This is a genomic window from Micromonospora sp. MP36 (assembly GCF_008119785.1).
Taxonomy (GTDB): Bacteria; Actinomycetota; Actinomycetes; order Mycobacteriales; family Micromonosporaceae; genus Micromonospora.
On record NZ_VSFA01000045.1, the window covers coordinates 1 to 24,909 of the forward strand.

Below are 24,909 nucleotides of genomic sequence, written 5' to 3' on the forward strand. Positions count from 1 at the left end.
GTACTAGTTCGGGGCCGGTCCGCAGTGGACCCGTCAGGCCCCGAGTTGGGCCAGCAGTTCGGCGGCGGCCGCGTACGGGTCGATCGCACCCTCGGCCACCTTGGCGGCGAGGGTCGGCAACTGCGTACCGTCGCGCAGCGAGCCGATCCGGTCCCGGAGGGTGCCGAGCGCGATCGCCTCGACCTCGGCGGCGGCCCGCGCCTCCCGGCGGCGGCGCAGCTCGCCGTGCCGCTCCAGCCAGTCGCGGTGCTTGTCGATCGCGGCGGCGATGTCGTCGATGCCCTCGCCCCGCGCGGCGATCGCCCGGACCACCTGCGGCCGCCACTCCCCCGGCCCGCGCTCGCCCAGCGCGATCATGCCCTGGATGTCGCGGACGGTGGCGTCGGCGCCGTCCCGGTCGGCCTTGTTGACCACGAAGACGTCGGCGATCTCCAGGATGCCGGCCTTGACCGCCTGGATGGCGTCGCCCATGCCCGGGGCGAGCAGCACCAGGGTGGTGTCGGCCAGCGAGGCCACCTCGACCTCGGCCTGCCCGACGCCCACCGTCTCCACCAGCACCACGTCGCAGCCGGCGCCCTCCAGCACCCGAACCGCCTGTGGCGTGGCCGCGGAGAGCCCGCCGAGGTGCCCGCGGCTGGACATCGAGCGGATGTAGACGCCGGGGTCGGTGGCGTGGTCCTGCATCCGGACCCGGTCGCCGAGGATCGCCCCGCCGGTGAACGGGCTGGACGGGTCGATGGCCAGCACCCCGACCCGGTGGCCGTGCGCCCGCAGCGCCCGGACCAGTTCGTTGGTGGTGGTCGACTTGCCCACCCCCGGCGACCCGGTCAGCCCGACCACCTGGGCATGCCCGGCGTACGGCGCGAGGGCCGCCGCGACCTGCGGCAGCACCTCGTCGCCGGACTCCACCAGGGTGATCAGCCGGGCCACCGCGCGGGGGTCACCCGCGCGGGCCCGCTCCACCAGCATCGGTACGTCCCGGCTGCGGCGCACCGATCCGGCGGCCGCAACCGGGGCGTTCTCGACGGCGTCGCTCACTGTGCTGCCTCTGTTCGCGACTGCGGGGCTCGCAAGATCAGCTCGCTCCTCGCGCTCACTGCTCGGTCTCGGCGCTGGCCGGCACGTGGATGATCAGCGCGTCGCCCTGGCCGCCACCGCCGCAGAGCGCGGCCGCGCCGGTGCCGCCGCCCCGACGCTTGAGCTCCAGCGCCAGGGTGAGCACCAGCCGGGCGCCGGACATGCCGATCGGGTGGCCGAGCGCGATGGCGCCGCCGTTGACGTTGACCTTCTCCGGGCTGACGCCCAGGTCCCGGGTGGACTGGATGCCGACCGCGGCGAACGCCTCGTTGATCTCGATGAGGTCGAGGTCGGCGACGGTCAGGCCAGCCTTCTTCAGGGCGTGGTTGATGGCGTTGGACGGCTGCGAGTGCAGGGAGTTGTCCGGGCCGGCCACGTTGCCGTGCGCCCCGATCTCGGCCAGCCAGGTCAGCCCCAACTCCTTGGCCTTGGCCTTGCTCATGACCACCACCGCGGCCGCGCCGTCGGAGATCGGCGAGGAACTGCCGGCGGTGATGGTGCCGTCCTTGGTGAACGCCGGGCGCAGCTTGGCCAGCGTCTCGACCGTGGTGTCCGGGCGGATGCCCTCGTCCTCGCTGATCACCAGCGGGTCGCCCTTGCGCTGCGGGATGATCACCGGGGTGATCTCGTCGGCGAGGTGGCCGTTCTTCTGGGCGGCCGCGGCACGCTGGTGGCTGGCCGCCGCGAAGGCGTCCTGCTCCTCGCGGGTGATGCCGTGCTTCACCCCGTGCCGCTCGGTCGACTCACCCATCGCGCAGCAGTCCCACGCGTCGGTGAGCCCGTCGAGGGCCATGTGGTCCTTGATCGTGACGTCGCCGTACTTGTAGCCGCTGCGCTGGCCGAGCAGCAGGTGCGGGGCGTTGGTCATCGACTCCATGCCGCCGGCCACCACGATGTCGAACTCGCCGGCCCGGATGAGCTGGTCGGCCAGGGCGATGGCGTCCAGGCCGGAGAGGCAGACCTTGTTGATGGTCAGCGCCGGGGTGGACATCGGGATGCCGGCCTCGACGGCCGCCTGGCGGGCGGGGATCTGGCCCGCGCCGGCCTGGAGCACCTGGCCCATGATCACGTACTGCACCTGGTCGGGGGTCACGCCGGCGCGCTCCAGGGCCGCCTTGATCGCGATGCCGCCGAGCCGGGTCGCCGGGAGATCCTTGAGGTTGCCCAGCAGGCGCCCCATCGGGGTCCGCGCGCCGCTGACGATCACCGAAGCCATGCCTGCCTCCGAGGGGGGTGCCGACCTGTACGCCTTAACGATTGTTCGGTCAGACTAGCGCCATGGCTGAGAACTCCCCCGTCGAGCCCGCTGCCGACTATGTCACAGACATCGGCCTGCGCCGCATCGACCACGTCGGGATCGCCGTGGCCGACCTCGACGCCGCGATCGACTTCTACCAGCGCACCTTCGGGATGCGCTGCGTGCACACCGAGACCAACGCCGAGCAGGGCGTACGCGAGGCGATGCTGGCCGTCGGGCCGACCACCGAGGGCGGCTGCCTGCAGCTGCTCGCCCCGCTGTCGCCGGAGTCGACGATCGCGAAGTTCCTGGACCGCAACGGGCCCGGCGTGCAGCAGGTCGCTTACACGGTGACGGACATCGACGCGGCCTGCGCGGCGCTGCGCGAGCGGGGCGTACGGCTGCTCTACGAGACCCCGCAGCGGGGCACCGCCGACTCCCGGATCAACTTCGTGCACCCGAAGGACGCCGGCGGCGTGCTGGTCGAGCTGGTCGAGCCGGCCGCCCACTGAGCCGAAAAGGAAGGGGCCCTGGCCAGCAGAGGGCCCTTCCTTTCGCCGGGACCGAGCGCGGCGATGCGCGGTTCAGCGCTCCCGCGGACACCTCCACGCACCGGTGGATGCAGTTTTTCACAGGGGACTTCCGACCCTAGCTACCGTTCAGTAACGTCCGGCCCCACAAGAGTGCGACCGGTGCCGGATGTGTCGATTGCCGACATGGCGGACCCGTCGCACCGGCGCCGACGATGGCAGCACCCCTGCCCCGGTGTGGGTGCGGACGAACGGGAGGTCACCATGCAGGACATCCTCGATGCGATCATGGCGGCGGAGGGCTCCGCGCAGCCGGAGCGGGAACTCGCCGGCCTCGCCGGCCTGCCGGTACCGGAGAGCTACCGGGGCGTGGTCGTCCGCGCCGAGGACACCCGGATGTTCGACGGCATGGCCACCCGGGACAAGGACCCGCGCAAGGCGCTGCACCTGCAGGAGGTGCCCACCCCCGAGCTCGGCCCGGGCGAGGCGCTGGTCGCGGTGATGGCCAGCGCGATCAACTACAACACGGTCTGGACCAGCATCTTCGAGCCGTTGCCCACGTTCAAGTTCCTCCAGCGCTACGGCCGGGTCTCCGACCTGGCCAGCCGGCACGACCTGCCGTACCACGTGGTGGGGTCGGACGCGGCCGGCGTGGTGCTGCGGACCGGGCCCGGGGTGACCCGGTGGAAGGCCGGCGACGAGGTGGTCGCGCACTGCCTCTCGGTGGAGCTGGAGGACGCGGCCGGCCACGACGACACCATGCTCGACCCGCAGCAGCGGATCTGGGGCTTCGAGACCAACTTCGGCGGCCTGGCCGAGCTCGCCGTGGTCAAGGCCAACCAGCTCATGCCGAAGCCGCGCCACCTGAGCTGGGAGGAGGCGGCCAGTCCCGGCCTGGTCAACTCCACCGCGTACCGGCAGCTCGTCTCCCACCACGGCGCGAACATGAAGCAGGGCGACGTGGTGCTGATCTGGGGCGCCTCCGGCGGCCTGGGCAGCTACGCCACCCAGATGGCCCTGGGCGGCGGCGCGATCCCGGTCTGCGTGGTCTCCTCCCCGGAGAAGGCCGAGCTGTGCCGGCGGATGGGCGCCGAACTGGTCATCGACCGGGCCGCCGAGGGTTTCCGGTTCTGGAAGGACGAGGACACCCAGGACCCGGACGAGTGGCGGCGCTTCGGCGAGCGGATCCGCGAGCTGACCGGCGGCGAGGATCCGGACATCGTCTTCGAGCACCCCGGCCGGGAGACCTTCGGCGCCAGCGTCTACGTCGCCAAGCGCGGCGGCACCATCGTCACCTGCGCCTCCACCAGCGGCTACCAGCACCAGTACGACAACCGATACCTCTGGATGCACCTCAAACGGATCGTCGGCAGCCACTTCGCCAACTACCACGAGGCGTGGCAGGCCAACCGCCTCGTGGCCCTCGGGAAGGTCCACCCGACCGTGTCGCGGACCTACCCGCTGGAGCAGACCGGCCAGGCCGCGTACGAGGTGCACCGCAACGCGCACCAGGGCAAGGTGGGGGTGCGCTGCCTCGCCCCGACGGACGGCCTCGGCGTCCGGGACACCGAGCTGCGGGCCCGGCACGAAACCGCGATCAACCGGTTCCGCGGGCACTGACCGGTCCGGGTGGTCGCGGCACCGGCCGGGCAGTGGAGGCATTGCGCTTTCCATTGTGCGGAAGGCGATTCAGGGACCCCTCGACAAAGGGCCGCGGGGCACCGACCGGCGGCCCTTTCGGCGCGCGACTCGCGTCCCGTCGGGCACGCCCGGAGCTGCCAAGATCGCTGTTCGGTCCGGCCCGGCCCGCCCACGAAGTTGACCATGTAAACAGGACACGAAAGCTTCCGACCGCTCTTGCGAAGCACCCTGGGGCGTCTGCCAGTATGTCCCAATGCCCCAGCAGCAGTCCTCCCCTCTTGCGTTCTTCGATAACGCGAACACGCAGCCAGATTTCACCGTTGGCCTGCGCGGATACAACACCAACCAGGTCGACGACTTCATCGGCCGGTTGAGTGCCGCGCTGAGCCAGTCCGAGCAGGCCCGGGCCGAGGCCGAGCAGCGGATGAACGACGCCCAGCGCCGGCTCCGCCAGGCCGAGCAGCGCCAGAGCGCGCTGGAGCAGAAGCTCGCCGACACCAGCAAGCAGCTCGAGGAGAACAGCCGGCCGACCCTCTCCGGCCTGGGCACCCGCGTCGAGCAGATCCTCCGGCTGGCCGAGGAGCAGGCCAACGACCACCGCAACGAGGCCAAGCGCGAGTCGGAGGGCATCCTCTCCGCGGCCCGCCTCGAGGCGCGGGAGATCACCGACAAGGCGCGCGCCGAAGCGGCCGCCATGAAGGCCACCGCCGAGCGCGAGGCCGGTAGCGTCCGCACCGCCGCCGAGCGGGAGGCCGCCGAGGTCCGCGTGCAGGCTCGCCGCGAGGCGGACACTCTGCGCGCCGACGCCGAGCGGGAGACCAAGCAGCTGCGTACGGTCACCGCCCACGAGGTGGCCGAGCTGAAGTCCACCGTCGAGCGTGAGGTCGCCACCCTGCGGGCCACCGCCGAGCGGGAGATCACCCAGCAGCGGGCCAAGGCCGCCCGGGAGGCCGAGGAGAAGCGCGCCGAGGCGACCAAGCTGCTCACCGACGCGCGGGACAAGCGCGACAAGGACCTGCAGGCCCTGGAGCTCCAGCTCGCCGAGCGGCGCGAGAAGGCCGAGCGCGAGGAGTCCGAGCGGCACGCCGCCCAGGTTGCGCAGACCCAGAAGCTGGTCAGCGAGGCCGAGCAGCGGGCCCGGGCCGCCCAGGAGCGGGCCAAGGAGATCGAGCAGCGGGCCGAGGCCCGCCGGGTCGAGTCCGAGCGCACCGCCAACGAGACGGTGGACAAGGCCAAGGCGCTGGCCGACAAGACGCTGAACGAGGCGAAGGCCGAGGCGCAGCGTCTGCTCAGCGAGGCCCGCACCGAGGCGGAGCTGACCACCCAGGCGGCCCGCCGCGAGGTCGAGGACCTCACCCGGCAGAAGGACGCGGTCACCTCGCAGCTCGGGCAGATGCTCTCCGGCCTCGCCGGCATCGTGCCGGGCGTGCCGGGCGGCGGCGCCAAGCCGGAGGCGGCCAAGGCCGGTGGCGCCGAGGACAAGGTGAGCGCCGAGTCGGCCAGCTGAGACACCACCCGCGACGGGGCATGAACCACGGCGCGGGGTGACACCGGGTAACCGGTGCCACCCCGCGCCGTCACGCTTTCCAGCCCGTTTCGACCCGTCAGTGAAGTAGGTCCCAACCGGGGCGTCCGTATCGCCCCAGCAGAACCGGATGCGTGTGAGGATGGGAGCATGTCGCACGGCGAGGAACTGTTTGCTCTCGGCGGGGACGTGGCCACGGAGCCCAGCTTCGAGTCCGCGCTGCGGGGGTACGACAAACGACAGGTCGACCGGTACGTCGCTCGTGCGGAGCACGAGATCGCGGCGCTGACGGCCGAGCGGGAGCAGGCGTACACCCAGATCCACAAGTTGGCCGGCCAGGTCGAGGTGCTGCAACGCGATCTCGCCCAGGTACGCAAGCAGGTGGGCGTGGTGGACCGGGCCTCGTTCCGGCACCTCGGTCCCCGGGTCGAGCAGATCCTCCTGATGGCCGAGGAGCAGGCGGACGAGATCCTCGCCGCCGCCAACGAGGAGATCGAGGCCCGTCGCGCCGCCGCCGAGCACATCATCGAGGAGGCCCGGGAGCAGTCCGCCCAGGCCCTCAAGGACTTCGAGATCGCCCTCGCCGCCCGGCGGGCCGAGGAGGAGCGACTCACCGCCGCCCGCAAGGCCGAGGCGGAGGCCACCCTCAAGGCGGCCAAGGAGGAGTCCACCAAGCTCCGCAAGGACGCCCACGAGGAGACCACCAGGCTCCGCAAGGACGCCCACGAAGAGACCACCAAGCTCCGTAAGGACGCCAACGACGAGGCGACCCGGCTGCGCCGGACGGCCCAGGAGGCGCTGACCAAGGCCCAGCAGGAGGCGACCCAGCTCCGGGACACCGCCAAGGAGATCCACACCCGCGCCCAGCAGGAGGCCGCCCGGCTGCGCGAGGCGGCCAAGGAGGCGCTGGCCAAGGCGCAGCAGGAGGCGACTCAGCTCCGCGAGGCGGCCAAGGAGGTGCACGCCAAGGCGCAGCAGGAGGCCAAGCGCCTCACCGAGTCCGCGGCCGAGGCCGGCCGGGCCACCCACGCCAAGGCGCTCGCCGAGGCCAAGAAGATCGTCGACGACGCGGAGGAGGCGGCGAAGGCCACCCGGAGCCGAGCCCGCACCGAGGCCGACCGGTTCAGCACCGAGGCCGCCGAGGCGGGCAAGCGCAAGCGCGCCGAGATCGAGGCGTACGTCCAGCGGATGCGCACCGAGACCGAGGCGTACGTCCAGGAGGCCCGGGCCCAGACACAGCAGGAGCTGGGCGCCTGGCGGGCCGGGGTGGAGCAGGAGGTCAACGCCCGGCGGGAGGCGGCCGACAAGCAGTTCGCCCAGCGCCGCGCGGCCGCCGAGCAGGAGTACGCCAAGCGCCGCGACGAGCTCGACCGGCAGCACAAGAAGCGGCAGGACGAGTTGGAGAAGGCGTACGCCGCCCGGCGCGAGGAGATCGAGCAGGGCGCCGCCCGGATCCGGAAGGCGGCCGAGCAGGACGCCCTCACCATGCGCCGGCGCGCCGAGGAGGAGGGCGCCGAGCTGCTGCGCCGGGCCGAGGTCGACGCCGCCGACAAGCGCCGCAAGGCCGACGAGCACGTCGCCGCCTCGCGCCGCCAGTTCGAGGAGTACGCGGCCACCACCCAGCAGCACCTCGCCACCACGCAGCAGCACCTCGCCGCCACCCAGCAGGAGGTGGCCGCCGGCCGCCAGCAGCTCGCCCAGGTGATGCTGGAGATCGCCCACGCCCAGCAGGAGCTGGCCGACCTGCGGACGGAGACCTGGAAGTCCCGACAGGAGTCCGACGACCTCCAGCGCAAGCTCGCCGAGGTCCGGCTGTCGGCGACCAGGGCCGGCCTCGCCACCACCCCCGTCGACCCGGACGAGCTGAGCGCGGCCGCCAGCGGCGATTCCTCCGGGCCGGCCGCGACCGGCCCCGCCGCCCCGACGGCCGGCAAGGAGACCGGCCCGGTGACCGCCGGCAAGGCGAGCACGTCGGTGGCCTCCGGGAAGGACAGCGCGCCGGCGGCCGGCAAGGACACGACCCCGGTGACCGCCGGGAAAGACACCGCTCCGGTGACTGCCGGCAAGGAGACCGGCCCGGTGACCGCCGGCAAGGACACCACCCCGGTGACCGCGAAGGGCACCACGACCGTCTCCCCCGAGGGCGGCGAGCCTGCGCCGGCGGCGGCCGGGGAGCCGGCGGCCACCGAGCCGGCGGCGGACGGCAGCGCGGCCCGCCCGGTCGCCGAACCGGTGACCACCGTGGACGGCGGCGCCGCCACCGCCGGCGTGGACGGCGAGCCGACCGTCGCCGCCGTGCCCGGCGAGGGCGGCCGTGGCGCCACTCCCACGAAGATCACCAGCACCGGCGAGAACGGCAAGCGTCCGACCAAGCCCACCACCGACGAGCGGAGCGCCAAGCCGAGCGCGGTCAAGGTCGAGACCGACTGACCCAGGCGAGGAGTCCCGCCCGATATCCGACCTCGGCCGGCATCGCCGCGCCCCGCCGCCGTCCACCGCGCCCCCGCTGCCGTCCGGCGGCCGGGCCGGGTGCCCGCCGGACGCTACGAACCTGATGACGTAAATGACTCAGCCGGGGCGGCCCGCCGGCCTTTGGGGTCCGAGGATCACGGTGATCACGGTGGTCTGGAAGGCGAAGTTCGCGTGGCGCCTTCCCCACCCAGCGGTGAATCGTTTGTGTCATCAACTCTGTAGGCGGAGCGGGGTACCCCTCGGTGACGGCGGCCTGGCCCGCCAGATCAGCGGCCTCGCCGTCGGCGGGAGCCCCTAGCCGACGGCCTGACCGGCCAGATCAATGAGCTCGCCGTCCGCGGAACCCCGGCAGACGCCCTGGCCCGCCAGATCAGCGACCTCGCCGCCGGCGGAAACCATCGGCCCCGCCCTGGCCCGCCAGATCAGCGAGCTCGCCGAAGGCCAGGGGCTCCGGCCGGGCCGGTGAAGCGGGAGGTGGCCGGCACGGGCCGCGGAAGGGCTGGCCGAGGACAGCCAGGCCCGCTAACCTCCCGAGCAGCGGGCTGCCGCGTGGACCCGACGGCCGGCCGGCCGATCCGGGCACCCGGGCCGGTCCGGCGAGCTGGACTCCGGTACGCCGGAGCGGGATCGGGGGAGGTCAGGTGACGCAGGACGGGCGGCCGGGCGACGCCGGACCGGAGGACGACGATCCGCTGGGCGCGCTCCGCCCCGAGGAAGGCGCGGCCGACGAGTCCGGGCGGCCCACCGCCGGCGAGCCGACCGAGCCCGACGAGACGACCGAACCGACCGAGTTCGAGCCGAGCGGCCGGTTCGGCGTGCCGGGCAAGCCGCTGCGCCGCAGCGCCTTCCTGGTCGGCTTCACCGGGGCGCTCGGCGTGCTGCTGGCGTACGCGGTCTTCCTGGGCATCCGCAACGCCGCCGGCATCCTGGTGCTGGTGGTCATCGCGCTCTTCCTCGCCGTGGGTCTGCACCCGGCGGTGGTCCGGTTGCGCCGCTGGGGCCTGCCGCACGGGCTGGCCGTGGCGGTGGTGACGCTCACCGTGCTGCTGCTGATCATCGGTGGGCTGCTGGCGCTGGTGCCGCCGGTGGTGACCCAGTCCGGGCAGTTCATCACGCACCTGCCCGGCTACGTGGAGCAACTGCGCCGCAACCCCACCGTCAACGACCTCATCGAGCAGTACGACGTGATGGAACGGGTCCGCGCGGCGGCGAACGCGGAGACCATCGGCCGGGCGTTGGGCGGCGTGCTGGGCGGCGCTCAGCTGATCTTCGGCACCATCCTCCGGGCGCTGACCGTGCTGGTGCTGACCATCTACTTCCTGGCGTACTTCGACCGGCTGCGTGACCTCGGGTACGCGCTGGTGCCCCGCACCCGGCGGGAACGGGTCCGGCTGATCGGCGACGAGATCCTCACCCGGGTCGGCGCGTACATGGTGGGCGCGCTCGCCATCGCGGTGCTGGCCGGGGCGAGCACCTTCGTCTTCGCGCTGGCGGTCGGGCTGCCGTACCCGTTCGCGCTGGCCGTGGTGGTCGCGGTGACCGACCTGATCCCGCAGATCGGGGCGACCCTGGGCGCGGTGGTGGTGTCCCTGGTGGGGTTCGCCACCGACCTGCCGGTGGGCGTCGCCTGCCTGGTCTTCTTCCTGGTCTACCAGCAGGTGGAGAACTACCTGATCTACCCGAAGATCATGCGCCGGGCGGTCTCGGTCAACGAGGTGGCGGCGCTGCTCGGCGCGTTGCTGGGGGTGTCGCTGCTGGGGGTGGTCGGCGCGCTGATCGCCATCCCGGTGGTGGCCGCCCTCCAGCTCATCCTCCGCGAGGTGGTCCTCCCCCGGCAGGACTCCCGCTGACCGGCGGCGTCAGCCCGCCTGGCGCTGCTGCGGCCCGGGGACCGGGGTGTCGGCGAAGGCGGCCACGGTCCGGTCGGCGTACGCGCTGACGTCACCGGTCTCCATCGGGCCGTCCCAGGTGGTCGGCAGGGGCACCGGCACGGCCGGGTTGACCCGCCGGACGATCTCGTCGAGCACGGTCTCCGCGTCGCCCACCCACAGGTGCTTGGCGCCGGGCACCCCGACCACCTCGGCCTGCGGCACGGCCGCGAATCGCTGCCGCGCCTCGTCCGGGCGCAGGTAGTCGTCGAACTCGGGCACCAGAGCGGTGAGCGGCTTGCCCGCCTCGGCCCAGACGGCGAGGTCCGCCGGCTCGGAGAAACGCAGCGGCGGGGAGAGCAGGATCGCCCCGGCGATCGCCGGGTCGCAGCCGTACTTGAGCGCCAGGTCGGTGCCGAACGACCAGCCGACCAGCCAGATGTTCGGCAGTTCGTGGAACTCGGCGTACTCGATGGCGGCGGCGACGTCGAAGCGCTCGCCGACGGCGGCGTCGAATGATCCCTCGCTGGTGCCCCGGACGCTGCTGGTGCCCCGGGTGTTGAACCGGAGCACGGCCAGGTCGGCCAGCGCGGGCAGCCGCCAGGCCGCCTTGCGGAACACGTGGCTGTCCATCATCCCGCCGTGGGTGGGCAGCGGGTGCAGGCAGACCAGTGTGCCGGCGGGCTCCCGGTCCAGCGGCCGGGCCAGCTCACCGACCAGCGTCAGCCCGTCGGCGGTGTGGAGCTCGATGTCCTCCCGGTGGCCGGGGAGGATCGACGACGCACGGATCGGGGTGCTCACCGTCCCAGTCTCGCGCGCCGTCCGCCCCGTCGCCCGCCGGGGCGGAAACAGGGTGACCCAGATCGCTCAGCCGTACCGGGGGGCGCCGCGACCGCGCTGGAGGTTCGGGCCACGCCGGTCCCGGGCCCGCCAGCAGCCGCTGTGCCAGTGCCGCCGGTCGGTGAGGTCGCCCCGGTCGTCGGCCGGCCAGGCCACCACGTGCGCCACCCCCGGGCGGATCTCCTGGTCACAGCCGGGACAGCGGTACGTCTTGACGGACGCCCCGCCACTGATCCCGCGTACCTGCCAGTCGCCGTCGCGCCACTGCTGGACGGTGGGCACGCCCTGGCGGGCCCGCTCGGAGTCCAGCCGGGTGGTGTCGTCCCGGCGGGGGCGGTTGCGACGGGGGCTCACGGTCACCAAGCGTACGGCTCGCCGGCCGGGCCGCCCCGCGACGGGCGGCCCGGCCGGCGCCGCCGGTCACTTCCAGGTTTCCGGGTCGGTCAGGTCCTTCGCCACCTGCGCCCCGCCCAGCACGCTCTTCGCGTCGGCCTCAGTGAAGTCCAACTGGCTCCTGTGCGTGTGGTCGTCCGGAAACGGCCAGCCGAACTCGGCGCTCAGGTGTGCTCTCGGAATGCCGAGCAGTTCGAGCTTCTTGCCGTCTGGATAGAGGTAGGCGGGACGGCCACCGACAGTGCGATTGCTCTCCGCACGGTCGGTCGCGATCTGCGCCCCGTACTGCAATCGCACCCACATGTTCGCCGACGGCTCTCGGTACAGGACGAGCTCGACGTGGAGACCCCCGGGGAAGGCGGTGGCGTCGACGGAGCAGGTGGCCACCTTCGCACCCTCCGGCAGCACGCTCAGCCGCAGCGGGGCGTCGCACCGGCGTGCCTCACCCCAGCGGAGGGCGTCCACGGCCTTGGCCAGCATGCCCCGATCGGTGCTGCCGAGCATGCTCGCCCGGGCGTACAGCCCGGGGACGGGCTGCCAGGCCTTGACGAGACCGCCGGCACCGTTGCGGAACTGCCGGACGACGCCGTCGAAGGTCACCGGGACCACGCCCTGCTCGACGGGGAGGCCATCGAGCAGAAGCTCGTGGACCACCCGAGCGGAGCGGCTCACCTCAACCAGGACCGGCGGTCCACCCCCGACCCTCAACCGGACCGACTCGACCTGGTTCGAGCCGCTAACGGCCCAGCTCAGGTAGCGGGCCCGGCTGGTGTCCACGCCCAGGTGGAGCACCTGTGTGTCGGTGCCGACCAGGTCGGGGCGCTGGGTGGCCCCGGGCACACCGTCGGCGCGGGGCGGCACCGGCGGGGCGACGGTCGGCGTGGCCGCCGTCCACGGCAGCCGGCCCGAGAGCCCACCGAGGTCCGTGCCGGTCACGCCGACGAAGCCGAGCACGCCGACCAGGGCCAGCGCAGTGCCCGTCACGACCCGGTGGCGCAGCCGCCGGCGGCGTCCCCGGGCCCGGGACCGGCTCAGCAGCCGGCCAGTGTCTATCTCCCCCTCGGCCCGCTCTCGCAGCACCGAGGCGATCCGCTCGTCGAGGTCGGTCACGGCCGGCTCCCGTTCGTCGTCGGGACGCCGCAGCGCTCCCGCAGGTGGGCGAGCGCCCGCATCGCGTGGGTGCGGACGGTGACCGGCGAGCAGTCGAGGATCTGGGCGATCGTCGCGTCGTCCAGATCCTCGTAGTAGCGCAGCACCAGCACGGCACGCTGGCGGTCGGGCAGCGCCCGGATGAGCCGCCACATCTCGTCCCGGTCGGCCGCCTCGCCGCCGAGGTCGCCCCGGTGGGCCTGCTCGGCGAAGCTGTCCACGGCCAGCTCCCGGCTGGACCGCCGGCGCCACCAGGAGGCGTTGGCGTTCACCATCATTCGGCGCACGTACACGTCGGGCCGGTCGGCCCGGGCGATCTTCCGCCAGTGCACGTACGCCCGGGCCAGGACGTCCTGGGTCAGGTCCTCGGCGCGGTGCTCGTCCCCGGTCAGCAGCCGGGCCAGGCGTAACAGGGCCGGGCCGCGGCTGCCGACGTACTCCTCGAAGGTCACACCCTCAAGACGCCGTCACCGGCGCCCGGTGTTGACCCGGATCAGCGGTGGGTGTGGTCGCGGAACCCGCGGCCGCTCTTGCGGCCCAGGTAGCCGGCGGTGACCAGGTGCTCCAGCAGCGGCGCGGGGGCGAAGCCCGGCTCGCGCAGCTCCAGGTAGAGCTCTCGCTGGATGGCCAGCGCGACGTCCAGACCGACCACGTCGAGCAGCTCGAACGGGCCCATCGGGTAGCCGCAGCCGAGCTTCATGGCGTGGTCGATGTCGTCGGCGGTCGAGTAGCTGGCCTCCAGCATCTTCACCGCGTCGTTCAGGTACGGGAAGAGCAGCGCGTTGACGATGAAGCCGGACCGGTCGCCGCAGACCACGCCGGTCTTGCCCAGCGCCGCGCAGACCGCGCGAGCGGTGGCGGTGGTCTCCGCCGAGGTGCGGATGGTCTGCACGATCTCCACCAGCGGCATGATCGGCGCCGGGTTGAAGAAGTGCAGGCCGATCACGTCGGCCGGACGCTGGGTCGCCATCGCCACGTCGATCACCGGCAGCGACGAGGTGGTGGTGGCGAGCACCACGCCCGGCTTGCAGATCTCGTCGAGGCTGGCGAAGAGGGCCTTCTTGACGCTCAGCTCCTCGACCACCGCCTCGACCACCAGGTCGACGTCGGCGAGATGGTCCAGCGTGGCCGACCAGGTGACCCGGCCGAGTGCGGCGTCCCGGTCGGCCTCGCTGAGCTTGCCCCGGACCACGCCCTTGTTGAGCGAGGTCTTGACCGCCTCGCAGACCTTCGCCGACTTCTCCGCGCCCCGGGTAACCGAGATGACCTCGTACCCGGCCTTGGCGAAGACCTCGATGATGCCGGTGGCCATGGTCCCCGAGCCGACCACGCCGACCTTGGCGATCGCCCGCGCGCCGTCGGCCAGCGCCGCCTCCGTCGTCACCGGCGTGTGCTCGTCCGGTACGACCTTCGGCGAGCCCGGCCGCTCGTAGGTGTAGAAGCCGCGACCGGACTTCCGCCCGAGCAGCCCGGCGGTGACCATCTGCTTGATCAGCGGCACCGGCGCGTGCCGGCGGTCCCGGCCACCGCGCCGGTACATGGTGTCCAGGATCTCGTACGCGGTGTCCAGGCCGATCAGGTCCATCAGCGCCAGCGGGCCCATCGGCAGGCCGCAGCCGAGCTTCATCGCGGCGTCGATGTCCTCGCGGCTCGCGTACCGCGCCTCGAACAGGCTCACGGCGTGGTTCAGGTAGCCGAAGAGCAGCGCGTTGGCGATGAAGCCGGCCCGGTCGTTGATGGTCACGTCGACCTTGCCGAGGCGCGTGCAGAGCGCCTCCACGTCGGCCACCACGTCGGCGGAGGTGACCACGGTGCGGACCACCTCGACCAGCTTCATGATCGGCGCCGGGTTGAAGAAGTGGATGCCGATGACCTGGTTGGGCCGGGTGGTGGCGACGGAGATCTCGGTGACGCTCAGCGAGGAGGTGTTGGTGGCCAGGATGGCCTCGGGCTTGCAGACCCGGTCCAGCTCGGCGAAGATCCGCTGCTTCAGGTCCAGGTGCTCGGGCACCGCCTCGATCACCAGGTCCACCGAGTGCAGCGCACCCAGCCCGACCTGGAAGTCGACCCGGCTCAGCAGGGCGTCCCGGTCGGCCTCGGCGAGCTTGCCCTTGGCCACGGCGCGGTCGGTCGACCCGGTGAGGGTGGCCCGGCCACGCTCCAGGGCGGCCGCCGAGATCTCCACGGCCACCACGTCGATGCCGTTGCGGGCGAACACCTCGACGATGCCGGCACCCATGGTGCCCAGACCCACCACACCCACCCTGGTGAACTCGCGCGCCACGACCGGCCTCCCCTGGTTGACTCCGCCGTTGCCGACATGAACGGCCGCTAAGGTTATGCGCCGGAGTCTGCCACGTGACTCTACGTTGTCGAGACGCCGTGGGGTATTTCACGACGTCCGTCACTCTCCGCCCCGGGCGCGGCCGGCCCGGGCGGTGCGTCGTCACCGCAGGCCGGGCACCGTCGTCCGCCGGCGCCGGGTCAGGCCTCCGCCAGCGTTGCCGGGTCAGGCCTGCGCGGGCACCCCGACCAGCGCCAGCAGCTCCGCGACGAACTCGGCCGGCCGTTCCAGGTGCGGGCTGTGGCCGCAGCCGGGCAGCACCACCTCCCGGTACGTGCCGCCGGCCGCCGCGTACCGGTCCAGCACCGCCCGGGTCTGGCCCACCATGGGCTGCGGCGGGCAGTCCGCCGCTCCCGGCCAGCCCGGCACGGCGCCGAGTGACCCCAGGTACGCCAGGTCGAACAGCGAGGTGTCGGAGACGATCACGTCGGCCTCGCCGCGTACCCAGGTCACCGGCGGCTTGGCCGGGACGGTGACCAGCTCGTCGGCGACCCGGAACCAGGCGGGCGCCAGCGCGTTCAGCACCCCGCGTTTCCCCGCGGCCGTGCCCGGCCAGTGCGCGGAGGCGAGCGCCGTGCCCGGGTAGTTGTCGTCCCCGGTGGCGGTGGTGAGCATGCTCTCCAGCAGCAGTTCCTCGTCCTCGCCCAGCGACGCCGGGTCGGCCACGTACGCCGCCCGCAGCACGTTGCGCGGGCTGGTCGGGCCGTCCTCGCCCCGGTCCTGCGCGGCGAGGCGGGCGACGAAGTCCGGGTTGGCGGTGCCGGCGCCGGTGCCGGCGAAGTCCGGCGTGGTGGGGGTGCCGTCGAGGTCCCGGGTCCCGCCGAACCCGTAGGGCGACACCGGCGCCTCCAGCAACAGCCCGGCCACGCGGTCGGGATGGTCGACCAGCAGCCGCATCGCCACCCCGCCGCCGAGCGAGTGCCCGACCACCACGGGCCGCGCGCCCGAGGCGAACAGCCCGGGGGCGTCGAGCAGGGCGGCCACGTCGTCGGCGAAGTCACCGAGGCCCCGGGTCGCGTCGACCGGGGCGATGTCGGTCTCGCCGTACCCGCGCAGGTCCGGGGCGACCACGCGGAGCGTCTCCGGCAGCCGCCGCAGCAGCGGCTCCCAGAACGCCGACGACGAGACGTTGCCGTGCACCAGCAACACCGGTACGCCGTCCGGCGGACCGGCCACCCGTACCGACTGGGTGATGCCGTTGGCCTGGATCGTGTGCCGCGTGCTCCGCATCCGCGCATGCTGGCACACCGCGCCGGCCCGGTCCATGTGCCCGGACCCCACCCCGGACCGCCTATGGGTGTGGAGGGACCCGGTGGGATCAGGAGTGCGCGTCGACCGGGAGCGACAGGATCTCGCGCGACTCCACCGGCGTCCGGGCGGACGGGACGGGCAGCGGCAGGGTCGGCCGGTGGCCCGGGCTCGGGAGGCCGAAGCTCATCCCGACGGGGTCGGTCCGGGCCACCCCCGGGTCGAAGTAGCGCAGGTCGGTGCGGCCGAGCCGGATCACGTCACCGTCGGTGAGCGGCACGCTGCCGCTGATCCGCTGGTCGTTGAGCCAGGTGCCGTTGGTCGAGCCGAGGTCGGTCAGCCAGGCCCCCTCGGGGGTCAACTGCACCGTGGCGTGCCGCCGGCTCAGATGCGCGTCGGCGAGCACGATGTGGGCGCTCGGCGCCCGGCCGATGACCTGCGGGTCCCGGCCGACGCGGAAGCTCAGCCCGCGCAGCGCCCCACCCGACACCGTCAACAGCGGCATCAACTCCGGATGCTCCTCCATCGGCAGTCGCCCCTCCACCCCACCGTCGCCTGCGGCGTCAGCCTGCCAGCTCACCGTAATGGCTGTCACCACCGCGCGGTCACCCCCGCGACCCCGGCCGGTCAACTTCTGTTCGCCGTTTCGGGTTCATTCACCGGTCATGTCCGTCGATTCCGTCGGTCCGTCGGCGCCCCGGTCAGGGCAGGTTACGCGGGACGCCGGACCTACCAGTGAGTAACGTTCGGGTCTAGACTTCGGCCATGACGGCTGTGCATGTCCCGGGGACCCCGATCATCGAGGACGGTCACCTGGTGTCCACCAGCCCGGCGACCGGCGCCGAAGCCGGACGGGTCCCGGTGGCGACCGTAGCGGACGTACGGGACGCGGTCGAACGGGGGCGCGCCGCGGGCCAGTGGTGGGCCGGGCTCGGCTTCACCGGCCGCCGGGAGTGGCTGCTGCGCTGGCGCGGTGTCATCGCCCGGCGCATCGAGGAGCTGGCCGAACTGGTGCACGCGGAGGGCGGCAAGCCGATCGGCGACGCCGTCGTCGAGATCCTCACCGCGCTGGAGCACATCGACTGGGCCGCCCGCAATGCCCGCCGGGTGCTCGGGCCGCGCCGGGTGCGCACCCGACTGATCCTCGCCGAGTTCACCGGGCACCTCGAATACCAGCCGTACGGGGTGGTCGGGGTGATCGGCCCCTGGAACTACCCCGTCTTCACCCCGATCGGCTCCGCCGCGTACGCCCTCGCGGCCGGCAACGCCGTGGTGTTCAAGCCGAGCGAGTACACCCCGGCCGTCGGGCAGTGGCTGGTGGACCGCTTCGCCGAGGTGGTGCCGGAGCAGCCCGTCCTCACCGCCGTGCACGGCCTCGGCGACGTGGGCGCGGCGCTGTGCCGGTCCGGCGTGGGCAAGCTGGCCTTCACCGGCTCCACCGGCACCGCGAAGAAGGTGATGGCCGCCTGCGCCGAGACCCTCACCCCGGTGCTGCTGGAGGCGGGCGGCAAGGACGCCATGATCGTGGACGCCGACGCCGACCTGGACGCCGCCGCCGAGGCGTGCGTCTGGGGCGCCCTGACCAACGCCGGGCAGACCTGCATCGGCATCGAACGGGTCTACGCGGTCGAGCCGGTCTTCGACGCCTTCCTCGACAAGGTGGTGGCGAAGGCCGGTCGACTCACCGTCGGCCCGGAGGGTGCCGACATCGGACCGATCACCATGCCGGCCCAGCTCGACGTCATCCGCCGGCACATCGACGACGCGGTCGCCCGTGGCGGCCGGGCGGTGCTCGGCGGCCCCGAGGCAGTGCAGCCGCCGTACGTGCACCCGACCGTGCTGGTGGACGTCCCGGAAGACTCGGCCGCCGTCCGCGAGGAGACCTTCGGCCCGACCCTGACGGTCAACCGGGTCCGCGACGTCGACGAGGCCGTCGAGCGGGCCAACGCCCTGTCGTACGGTCTCGGGGGTTCGGTCTTCGGCCGGAAGCGGGCGGTGGCGGTCGCGCGGCGGCTGCGTTCCGGGATGGCCGCGATCAACTCGACGCTCACCTTCGCCGGCATGTCCACCCTGCCGTTCGGCGGGGTCGGCGACTCCGGCTTCGGCCGGATCCACGGCGCGGACGGGCTGCGCGAGTTCGGCCGGGCCAAGGCGATCACCCGGCGCCGCGGGCCCTCGCTGCTGCCGTCGATGACCTTCGAGCGCACCCCGGCCGACGTCGCCCGCCTGGTCAAGGCCGCCAAGCTGATGTACGGCCGGGGCCGCTGACGGCGTCGGTCTCCCCCCGGCCGCGCCGTGCTCAGAACAGGGTCAGCTCGTCGCGCTCGATGCCGCGCAGCTTGTCGTAGTCGACCACCACGCAGCGGATCCCGCGGTCGGTGGCGAGCACCCGGGCCTGCGGCTTGATCTCCTGCGCGGCGAAGACGCCGGTGACCGGGGCGAGCAGCGGATCGCGGTTCATCAGTTCGAGGTAGCGGGTGAGCTGCTCCACCCCGTCGATCTCGCCGCGCCGCTTCACCTCGACCGCGACCGCGCCCTGGTTCGCGTCCCGGCAGAGCAGGTCGACGGGACCAATCGCGGTCATGTACTCCCGCCGGACCAGAGTGAAGCCCTCGCCGAGGGTCTCCGGGTTGGCGGCGAGCAGCTCCTGCAGGTGCGCCTCGACGCCGTCCTTGCGCAGGCCCGGGTCGACGCCCAGCTCGTACGAGGTGTCCTGGAAGATCTCCTCCAGGGTGATGCGCAGCTCCTCGCCCGCCTTGTTGACCACCCGCCAGACGCCGGGCGCCTCCTCCAACCGGCACGGCGGGCTCATCCAGTTCAACGGCTTGTACGCCCGGTCGTCCGCGTGGATCGACACCGAGCCGTCCGCCTTCACCATGAGCAGCCGGGTGGCCGGCGGCAGGTGCGCCGAGAGCCGTCCGACGTAGTCCACCGAGCACTTCGCAATCACCAACCGCACCCGACGAGGGTAGCCGAGCACCCGGCGCTGGCCGGCGAGCGCCACTGGCGTACCGGTGCGATATTGAGATCGTGCTCGAAGTCCTCACCGGTTCCGGCCTCGCCGCCTCGGCCGGCCTGAACGCCTACATCCCGCTGCTCCTCATGGGTCTGCTGGCGCGCTACACCGACCTGGTCGACCTGCCCAGCGGGTGGCAGTGGCTGGGCAACGGCTGGGTCATCCTGATCCTCGCCGTGCTGCTCACCATCGAGGTGGTCGCCGACAAGGTGCCGGTGGTCGACCACGTCAACGACGTGGTGCAGACCGTGGTCCGGCCCACCGCCGGCGGCCTGGCCTTCGGCGCCGGCTCCAGCTCGCAGACCGTCACGGTCAGCGACCCGGACACCTTCTTCTCCTCGCACCAGTGGGTGCCGGTCGTGGTCGGCGTCCTCATCGCGCTCGGCGTGCACCTGCTCAAGTCGGCGGTCCGCCCGGTCATCAACGCGACCACCGCGGGCTTCGGCGCCCCGGTCGCCAGCACCGCCGAGGACGCCACGAGCGCGGTCATGTCGGTGGTGGCCCTCCTGCTGCCGGTGCTGGTGCTGGCGTTCCTGCTCGGGTTCGTCCTGTTCCTCGGCTGGTTCCTGCGGCGGCGCAAGGACCGGCGGCGGGAACGTGCGGCAGCTCGCGCGGCTGGGTTCCGGGTCTGATCCTGCTGGTCGCGGTTCTGGGTTGGGTCCGGGTCGTGGGCTGCTCTCGGTGGGCTTGGGGCCCTGCTTTCAGCGCAGGCCGTTGGCCTCGCGGATCACGGTGACCAGTTCGTCGATGATGCCGGTCAACGCGAAGTCCTTCGGCGTGAAGACGCGGGCCGCACCGGCCGCCCGCAGCGCCTCCGCGTCGCGGGTGGGGATGATGCCGCCGACCACCACCGGCAGATCGGCCCGCCCGGCGGCGCGCAGCCCGTCCAGCACCGCCGGCACGGCGGCGAGGTGCGAGCCGGAGAGCACCGACAGCCCGACCAGGTCCACGTCCTCCTCGACCGCCGCGGCGACGATCTGTCCGGCGGTCAGCCGGATGCCCTGGTAGACCACCTCGAAGCCGGCGTCGCGGGCGCGTACCGCGATCTGCTCGGCGCCGTTGGAGTGCCCGTCCAGGCCGGGCTTGCCGACCAGCAGCCGCAGCCGGCTGCTGCCCAGCTCGCGCGCGGTCGCGGCGACCCGCTCGCGGACCCCCGCCAGCCCCGCGTCCCCGCCCGCCCCGGCGGCGCCGGAGAGGCCGGTCGGGGCCCGGTACTCGCCGAAGACCTGGCGCAGCGCGCCGGCCCACTCGCCGGTGGTCACCCCGGCCCGCACGCACTCCAGCGTCGCCGGCATCAGGTTCGCCGTGGTCGCGGCGTCCGCGCGCAGCCGGGCCAGTGCCGCGTCCGCCGCCGCCGCGTCCCGGCCGGCTCGCCACTCGCGTACGGCGGTCACGGCGGCCGCCTCGACGGCGGGATCGACCTGCTCGATCGCCTCGGCACCGGCCGCGGTCAGCGGCGACGGCTCGGTCTCGGTGAACCGGTTGACGCCGACCACCACGTCGGTGCCGGCCTCCATCCGCCGGCGGCGGTCGGCGAGCGAGGCCACCAGGGCGCTCTTCAGGTAGCCGGTCTCCACGGCGGCCACCACGCCGCCCAGCTCCAGCACCTTCGCCAGCTCGACCCGGGCACCGGCGACGATGTCGTCGACCAGCGCGGTCATCACCTGCGAGCCGGCGAAGAGGTCGGGATATTCCAGCAGGTCCGACTCGTACGCCAGCACCTGCTGCATCCGCAGCGACCACTGCTGGTCCCACGGGCGGGGCAGGCCGAGCGCCTCGTTCCAGGCGGGGAGCTGCACCGCGCGGGCCCGGGCGTCCCGGGAGAGGGTGACGCCGAGCATCTCCAGCACGATGCGCTGCACGTTGTTCTCCGGCTGGGCCTCGGTGAGGCCGAGCGAGTTGACCTGGACCCCGTACCGGAAGCGACGCTGCTTCTCCTCCGCCACGCCGTACCGGTCGCGGGTGATCTCGTCCCAGAGCGCGCCGAACGCGCGCATCTTGGCGATCTCCTCGACGAACCGCACCCCGGCGTTGACGAAGAAGGAGATCCGCTGCACCACGTCGCCCATCCGTTCGGCGGGCACCTGGCCGGAGTCGCGCACCGCGTCGAGCACGGCGACCGCCGTGGCCAGGGCGAAGCCGACCTCCTGCACCGGCGTCGCGCCGGCCTCCTGCAGGTGGTACGAGCAGATGTTGACCGGGTTCCACTTCGGCATCTCGCGCAGCGTGTACGCGATGACGTCGGCGGTCAGCCGCAGCGACGCCGCCGGCGGGAAGATGTACGTCCCCCGGGACAGGTACTCCTTGATGATGTCGTTCTGCGTGGTGCCGGCGCACCGGGCCAGCTCCGCGCCCTGCTCGGCGGCGACCGCGGCGTAGAGGCCGAGCAGCCACATGGCCGGCGCGTTGATGGTCATCGAGGTGTTCAGCTCGGCGAGCGGGAGACCGTCGAAGAGGGCCCGCATGTCGCCGAGGTGCGCCACGGGCACGCCCACCCGGCCCACCTCGCCGGCGGCCAGCTCGTGGTCCGGGTCGTACCCGGTCTGGGTGGGCAGGTCGAAGGCGACGGAGAGACCGGTCTGCCCCTTCGCCAGGTTGCGGCGGAAGAGCGCGTTGGTGGCCGCGGCGGAGGAGTGCCCGGCGTAGGTGCGCATCACCCAGGGCCGGTCGCGCTCCGGCAGCCGCCCCGAGGGAGCCTTCTCGTCCATGGCCGGAGTCTAAGTTACCGTTCAGTAAAACGGGTTGTGGAAAACCACACAGGTCCATGGAGCGGACCACCGGGCACGAGCGGCGCGACATGGTCGAGACCACCACACCCCCGCGCCGCCAGCCGGCACGCCGGAGTCGCACACTGGACGTCATGGATGACGAGCTCGCGATCTCCGTACGGGGGCTGCGCAAGGCGTACGGCGACAACCTCGCGGTGGCGGGCGTGGACCTGGACGTCCACCGGGGCGAGGTGTTCGCCCTGCTCGGCCCGAACGGCGCCGGCAAGACCACTACCGTGGAGATCCTGGAGGGCTACCGGCAGCGCGACGCCGGCGAGGTACGGGTGCTCGGCGCCGACCCGGCCCACCCGGACCCGGGCTGGCGCTCGCGGGTCGGCATCGTGCTCCAGGGCACCGGCGAGTTCGACGAGCTGACCGTCGCCGAAGTGGTGCGGCACTTCTCCGGCTTCTACCCGGGTGCGGATGACCCGGACAAGGTCATCGAGCGGGTCGGGCTGGGCGCCAAGGCCAGGGCCCGTACGCACACCCTCTCCGGTGGGCAGAAGCGCCGGCTGGACGTGGCGCTGGGCATCATCGGTCGCCCCGAACTGCTCTTCCTGGACGAGCCCACCACCGGCTTCGACCCCGAGGCCCGACGCGAGTTCTGGGAGCTGATCCGGGACCTCGCCGCCGCCGGCACCACCATCCTGCTGACCACGCACTACCTGGACGAGGCCGAGGCCCTGGCGGACCGGGTCGGCGTGATCGCCGCCGGCCGGGTGGTCGAGGTGGCCCCGCCGAACCGGCTCGGCAACCGGCAAGAGGCCCTGGCGACGGTCTCCTGGCGTACCCCGGAGGGAACGCCGGAGAGCGCGGCGACCGCGACGCCGACGGCGCTGGTCGCGGAGCTGGCCGCGCGCTTCGGCGGCGAGGTCCCCGGGCTCACGGTGACCCGGCCGACCCTGGAAGACGTCTACCTGCGGATGATCGGACACTGATGACGACCACCACGAAGCCGGCCGCCCCGGTCGCCACCACCGCCGGAGGGCGTCGCCTCGGCGCCGGCGCCTTGGCGCTGCGGCAGGGCCGGCTGGAGATCACCCAGTTCCTGCGCAGCCGGGAGTCCGTCGTCTTCACCATGCTCTTCCCGGTGGTGATGATTGCGATCTTCGCGTCGATCTTCACCTGGGAGATCACGCCCGGGGTGCGGTTCACCCAGTACTTCGTCACCGGCATGATCGCGACCGGGCTGATGACGGTGAGCTTCCAGAACCTCGGCATCTGGATTCCGATCGAGCGGGACCGGGGGGTGCTCAAGCGCTACCGGGGCACTCCGATGCCCAAATGGGTGTGGTTCGCCGGCAAGGTGATCATGGTGGTGGCGATCGGCGTCGCCGAGACCGCGCTGCTGCTCGCCGTCTCCGCCGTCTTCTTCGATCTGAACCTGCCCAGCACGGCGGGCAGGTGGCTCACCTTCGCCTGGGTCGCCGCGCTCGGCGTCACCGCCTGCACCCTGTGCGGCATCGCCATCTCCTCGCTGGCGCGCACCGCCCGCAGCGGCTCGGCGGTGGTCACCCCGGTGGCGCTGATCCTGCAGTTCATCTCCGGCGTGTTCTTCGTCTTCACCGGCCTGCCGGGCTGGATGCAGCAGGTTGCGGCGCTCTTCCCGCTCAAGTGGATGTGCCAGGGGCTGCGCGCCGTCTTCCTGCCGGACAGCTTCGGCGCCCAGGAGCCGGCCGGCTCGTTCGAGCTGGGCCGGGTCGCCCTGGTGCTGGCGCTGTGGTGCGTGATCGGCCTGGTCCTCTGCCTGACCACCTTCCGCTGGACCACCAAGCGCGACGGCTGAGCCGGAGGAAGGGTCCTGCTGGGCGCCGCGCTCACCCCGCCCCGGACGGCGTGACGCCCCCGGCCGCCGCGCGGTCGGGGGCGTCAGCAACCTCAGTACGCGTAGAAGCCCTGGCCGGTCTTGCGGCCCAGGTCGCCGGCGGTCGCCATGCGCTGGAGCAGCTCCGGCGGGAAGAACTTCTCGTCCGCGGTGTCGGTGTAGATGTTCTTGCTGGCGTTGAGCAGCACGTCCACCCCGGTCAGGTCGACCGTGGCCAGCGGGCCCATGGCGTGGCCGAAGCCCAGCTTGCAGGCGGTGTCCAGGTCCTCGGCCGAGATCACGCCGGACTCGACCAGCTTGACCGCCTCCATGGCGAGCGCACAGATCAGCCGGGTGGTGACGAAGCCGGCGATGTCCCGGTTGACCACCACCACCGTCTTGCCCACCCCCTCGGCAAACGCCTTCGCGGTCGCCAGGGTCTCGTCGCTGGTCTTGTAGCCGCGGACCAGCTCGCAGAGCTTCATCATCGGCACCGGCGAGAAGAAGTGGGTGCCCACGACCGACTCGGGACGCTCGGTGGCCGTGGCGATCTGGGTGACCGGGATGGCCGAGGTGTTGGTGGCCAGCACGGCGTCCGCCTTGCAGATCTTGTCCAGCGCGCGGAACACCTCGTGCTTGATCTCGATCTTCTCGAAGACCGCCTCGACCACGATGTCCGCGTCGGCTGCCGCCTCCAGGTCGGTGGTCGGGGTGATCCGGGCCAGGGTGGCCTCGACCTCGGACGCCTCGATCTTCCCCTTCTCGGCGAACTTCTCCAGCGACTTCCGGATGCCGTCGACGCCCCGCTTGGTGGCCGCGTCGTCCAGGTCCCGCAGCGTCACCTGCCAGCCCGCCTGCGCCGCGACCTGGGCGATGCCCGAGCCCATCAGCCCGGCACCGACGACCGCGAGTCGACCCGCCATCTGCTTCTCCCTCGCCTGATTGAGTGTCTGCCAGCACCCTAGTCGGCGAGCCTGAACGAGTGCTAAGGGCTGTC

21 protein-coding genes are annotated in these 24,909 nt (G+C 72.7%); 9 read left to right on the forward strand and 12 right to left on the reverse strand.

From position 1 onward, the window contains the following. Positions 1-33: 33 nt before the first annotated feature. Both meaB and FXF52_RS24915 read right to left on the reverse strand, forming a co-directional pair. Complete coding sequence (gene meaB / locus FXF52_RS24910) at positions 34-1,038, reverse strand: methylmalonyl Co-A mutase-associated GTPase MeaB (RefSeq protein ID WP_148800672.1); 1,005 nt, start codon at positions 1,036-1,038, stop codon at positions 34-36. Between the two features lie 55 nt (positions 1,039-1,093). Further along, positions 1,094-2,293, reverse strand: coding sequence for an acetyl-CoA C-acetyltransferase (locus tag FXF52_RS24915; protein WP_148800674.1), 1,200 nt, complete (start codon positions 2,291-2,293; stop codon positions 1,094-1,096). Positions 2,294-2,355: 62 nt separating this feature from the next. On the opposite strand from FXF52_RS24915, the gene mce reads away from it, so the two are divergent. From mce to FXF52_RS24940, 5 genes are all read left to right on the forward strand, one after another. After that, positions 2,356-2,826: a methylmalonyl-CoA epimerase gene (gene mce, locus FXF52_RS24920; protein WP_148800676.1), complete on the forward strand. Its 471-nt coding sequence runs from the start codon at positions 2,356-2,358 to the stop codon at positions 2,824-2,826. A 282-nt stretch (positions 2,827-3,108) separates the two neighbouring features. Continuing rightward, positions 3,109-4,464 carry a crotonyl-CoA carboxylase/reductase gene (ccrA, locus tag FXF52_RS24925; protein ID WP_148800678.1) on the forward strand — a complete coding sequence of 452 codons (1,356 nt, stop codon included), beginning with the start codon at positions 3,109-3,111 and terminating at the stop codon, positions 4,462-4,464. A 274-nt stretch (positions 4,465-4,738) separates the two neighbouring features. After that, on the forward strand, positions 4,739-5,992 hold the full coding sequence (locus FXF52_RS24930) for a DivIVA domain-containing protein (protein ID WP_148800680.1): 1,254 nt from the start codon (positions 4,739-4,741) through the stop codon (positions 5,990-5,992). Between the two features lie 168 nt (positions 5,993-6,160). Then, positions 6,161-8,440, forward strand: a complete 2,280-nt coding sequence (locus FXF52_RS24935) for a hypothetical protein (protein WP_148800682.1) — start codon at positions 6,161-6,163, stop codon at positions 8,438-8,440. Positions 8,441-9,123: 683 nt separating this feature from the next. Next, positions 9,124-10,332 carry an AI-2E family transporter gene (locus FXF52_RS24940; RefSeq protein WP_255472316.1) on the forward strand — a complete coding sequence of 403 codons (1,209 nt, stop codon included), beginning with the start codon at positions 9,124-9,126 and terminating at the stop codon, positions 10,330-10,332. Positions 10,333-10,341: 9 nt separating this feature from the next. Here the strand turns inward: FXF52_RS24940 and FXF52_RS24945 are convergent, their stop codons facing one another. From FXF52_RS24945 to FXF52_RS24975, 7 genes are all read right to left on the reverse strand, one after another. Next, on the reverse strand, positions 10,342-11,151 hold the full coding sequence (locus FXF52_RS24945; protein ID WP_148800684.1) for an alpha/beta hydrolase: 810 nt from the start codon (positions 11,149-11,151) through the stop codon (positions 10,342-10,344). Between the two features lie 66 nt (positions 11,152-11,217). Next, positions 11,218-11,550, reverse strand: a complete 333-nt coding sequence (locus FXF52_RS24950) for a hypothetical protein (RefSeq protein WP_148800685.1) — start codon at positions 11,548-11,550, stop codon at positions 11,218-11,220. A 60-nt stretch (positions 11,551-11,610) separates the two neighbouring features. Next, positions 11,611-12,693 (reverse strand): hypothetical protein, encoded by a 1,083-nt coding sequence (locus tag FXF52_RS24955; RefSeq protein ID WP_148800687.1) that lies wholly within the window; start codon positions 12,691-12,693, stop codon positions 11,611-11,613. Beyond that, the gene (locus FXF52_RS24960) at positions 12,690-13,184 is read right to left on the reverse strand and encodes a SigE family RNA polymerase sigma factor (RefSeq protein ID WP_148800689.1); all 495 of its coding nucleotides are present in this window, start codon (positions 13,182-13,184) and stop codon (positions 12,690-12,692) included. The genes FXF52_RS24955 and FXF52_RS24960 overlap by 4 nt, the downstream gene beginning before the upstream one ends. Before the next feature lie 41 nt (positions 13,185-13,225). Further along, on the reverse strand, positions 13,226-15,016 hold the full coding sequence (locus FXF52_RS24965) for a 3-hydroxyacyl-CoA dehydrogenase family protein (protein ID WP_148800692.1): 1,791 nt from the start codon (positions 15,014-15,016) through the stop codon (positions 13,226-13,228). 225 nt (positions 15,017-15,241) lie between these two features. Further along, a complete protein-coding gene (locus FXF52_RS24970; RefSeq protein WP_148800694.1) occupies positions 15,242-16,306 on the reverse strand; it encodes an alpha/beta fold hydrolase in 1,065 nt (354 codons plus the stop codon). An 88-nt stretch (positions 16,307-16,394) separates the two neighbouring features. Next, a complete protein-coding gene (locus FXF52_RS24975) occupies positions 16,395-16,922 on the reverse strand; it encodes an FHA domain-containing protein (RefSeq protein WP_255472317.1) in 528 nt (175 codons plus the stop codon). Positions 16,923-17,089: 167 nt separating this feature from the next. On the opposite strand from FXF52_RS24975, the gene FXF52_RS24980 reads away from it, so the two are divergent. After that, positions 17,090-18,592, forward strand: a complete 1,503-nt coding sequence (locus tag FXF52_RS24980; RefSeq protein ID WP_148800696.1) for an aldehyde dehydrogenase family protein — start codon at positions 17,090-17,092, stop codon at positions 18,590-18,592. Positions 18,593-18,623: 31 nt separating this feature from the next. Here FXF52_RS24980 and nucS read toward each other — a convergent pair whose 3' ends face one another. Then, entirely contained in the window at positions 18,624-19,283 is a 660-nt protein-coding gene (gene nucS / locus FXF52_RS24985) for an endonuclease NucS (RefSeq protein ID WP_073836014.1), read from the reverse strand. A 71-nt stretch (positions 19,284-19,354) separates the two neighbouring features. Here nucS and FXF52_RS24990 point away from each other — a divergent pair, with 71 nt between their 5' ends. Further along, a complete protein-coding gene (locus FXF52_RS24990; RefSeq protein WP_148800698.1) occupies positions 19,355-19,972 on the forward strand; it encodes a DUF4126 domain-containing protein in 618 nt (205 codons plus the stop codon). Positions 19,973-20,041: 69 nt separating this feature from the next. On the opposite strand, the gene FXF52_RS24995 is transcribed toward FXF52_RS24990, so the two are convergent. Then, entirely contained in the window at positions 20,042-22,048 is a 2,007-nt protein-coding gene (locus FXF52_RS24995; protein WP_148800701.1) for a protein meaA, read from the reverse strand. Between the two features lie 152 nt (positions 22,049-22,200). Between FXF52_RS24995 and FXF52_RS25000 the strand changes: the two genes are divergently transcribed. Next, the gene (locus FXF52_RS25000) at positions 22,201-23,046 is read left to right on the forward strand and encodes an ABC transporter ATP-binding protein (RefSeq protein WP_148800703.1); all 846 of its coding nucleotides are present in this window, start codon (positions 22,201-22,203) and stop codon (positions 23,044-23,046) included. Further along, positions 23,046-23,894 carry an ABC transporter permease gene (locus FXF52_RS25005; RefSeq protein ID WP_148800705.1) on the forward strand — a complete coding sequence of 283 codons (849 nt, stop codon included), beginning with the start codon at positions 23,046-23,048 and terminating at the stop codon, positions 23,892-23,894. The genes FXF52_RS25000 and FXF52_RS25005 overlap by 1 nt, the downstream gene beginning before the upstream one ends. Before the next feature lie 92 nt (positions 23,895-23,986). Here the strand turns inward: FXF52_RS25005 and FXF52_RS25010 are convergent, their stop codons facing one another. Further along, on the reverse strand, positions 23,987-24,835 hold the full coding sequence (locus FXF52_RS25010; protein ID WP_148800707.1) for a 3-hydroxyacyl-CoA dehydrogenase family protein: 849 nt from the start codon (positions 24,833-24,835) through the stop codon (positions 23,987-23,989). Between the last annotated feature and the right edge of the window lie 74 nt (positions 24,836-24,909).

What these genes read in the sequence shown, in the direction of transcription:
- ccrA (WP_148800678.1), top strand. Translation starts at nt 3,109, where the DNA reads ATGCAGGACATCCTCGATGCGATCATGGCGGCGGAGGGCTCCGCGCAG.
- FXF52_RS25005 (WP_148800705.1), top strand. Translation starts at nt 23,046, where the DNA reads ATGACGACCACCACGAAGCCGGCCGCCCCGGTCGCCACCACCGCCGGA.
- FXF52_RS24970 (WP_148800694.1), bottom strand. Translation starts at nt 16,306, where the DNA reads ATGCGGAGCACGCGGCACACGATCCAGGCCAACGGCATCACCCAGTCG.
- FXF52_RS25010 (WP_148800707.1), bottom strand. Translation starts at nt 24,835, where the DNA reads ATGGCGGGTCGACTCGCGGTCGTCGGTGCCGGGCTGATGGGCTCGGGC.
- FXF52_RS24930 (WP_148800680.1), top strand. Translation starts at nt 4,739, where the DNA reads ATGCCCCAGCAGCAGTCCTCCCCTCTTGCGTTCTTCGATAACGCGAAC.
- FXF52_RS24980 (WP_148800696.1), top strand. Translation starts at nt 17,090, where the DNA reads ATGACGGCTGTGCATGTCCCGGGGACCCCGATCATCGAGGACGGTCAC.
- FXF52_RS24995 (WP_148800701.1), bottom strand. Translation starts at nt 22,048, where the DNA reads ATGGACGAGAAGGCTCCCTCGGGGCGGCTGCCGGAGCGCGACCGGCCC.
- FXF52_RS24935 (WP_148800682.1), top strand. Translation starts at nt 6,161, where the DNA reads ATGTCGCACGGCGAGGAACTGTTTGCTCTCGGCGGGGACGTGGCCACG.
- FXF52_RS25000 (WP_148800703.1), top strand. Translation starts at nt 22,201, where the DNA reads ATGGATGACGAGCTCGCGATCTCCGTACGGGGGCTGCGCAAGGCGTAC.
- FXF52_RS24915 (WP_148800674.1), bottom strand. Translation starts at nt 2,293, where the DNA reads ATGGCTTCGGTGATCGTCAGCGGCGCGCGGACCCCGATGGGGCGCCTG.
- mce (WP_148800676.1), top strand. Translation starts at nt 2,356, where the DNA reads ATGGCTGAGAACTCCCCCGTCGAGCCCGCTGCCGACTATGTCACAGAC.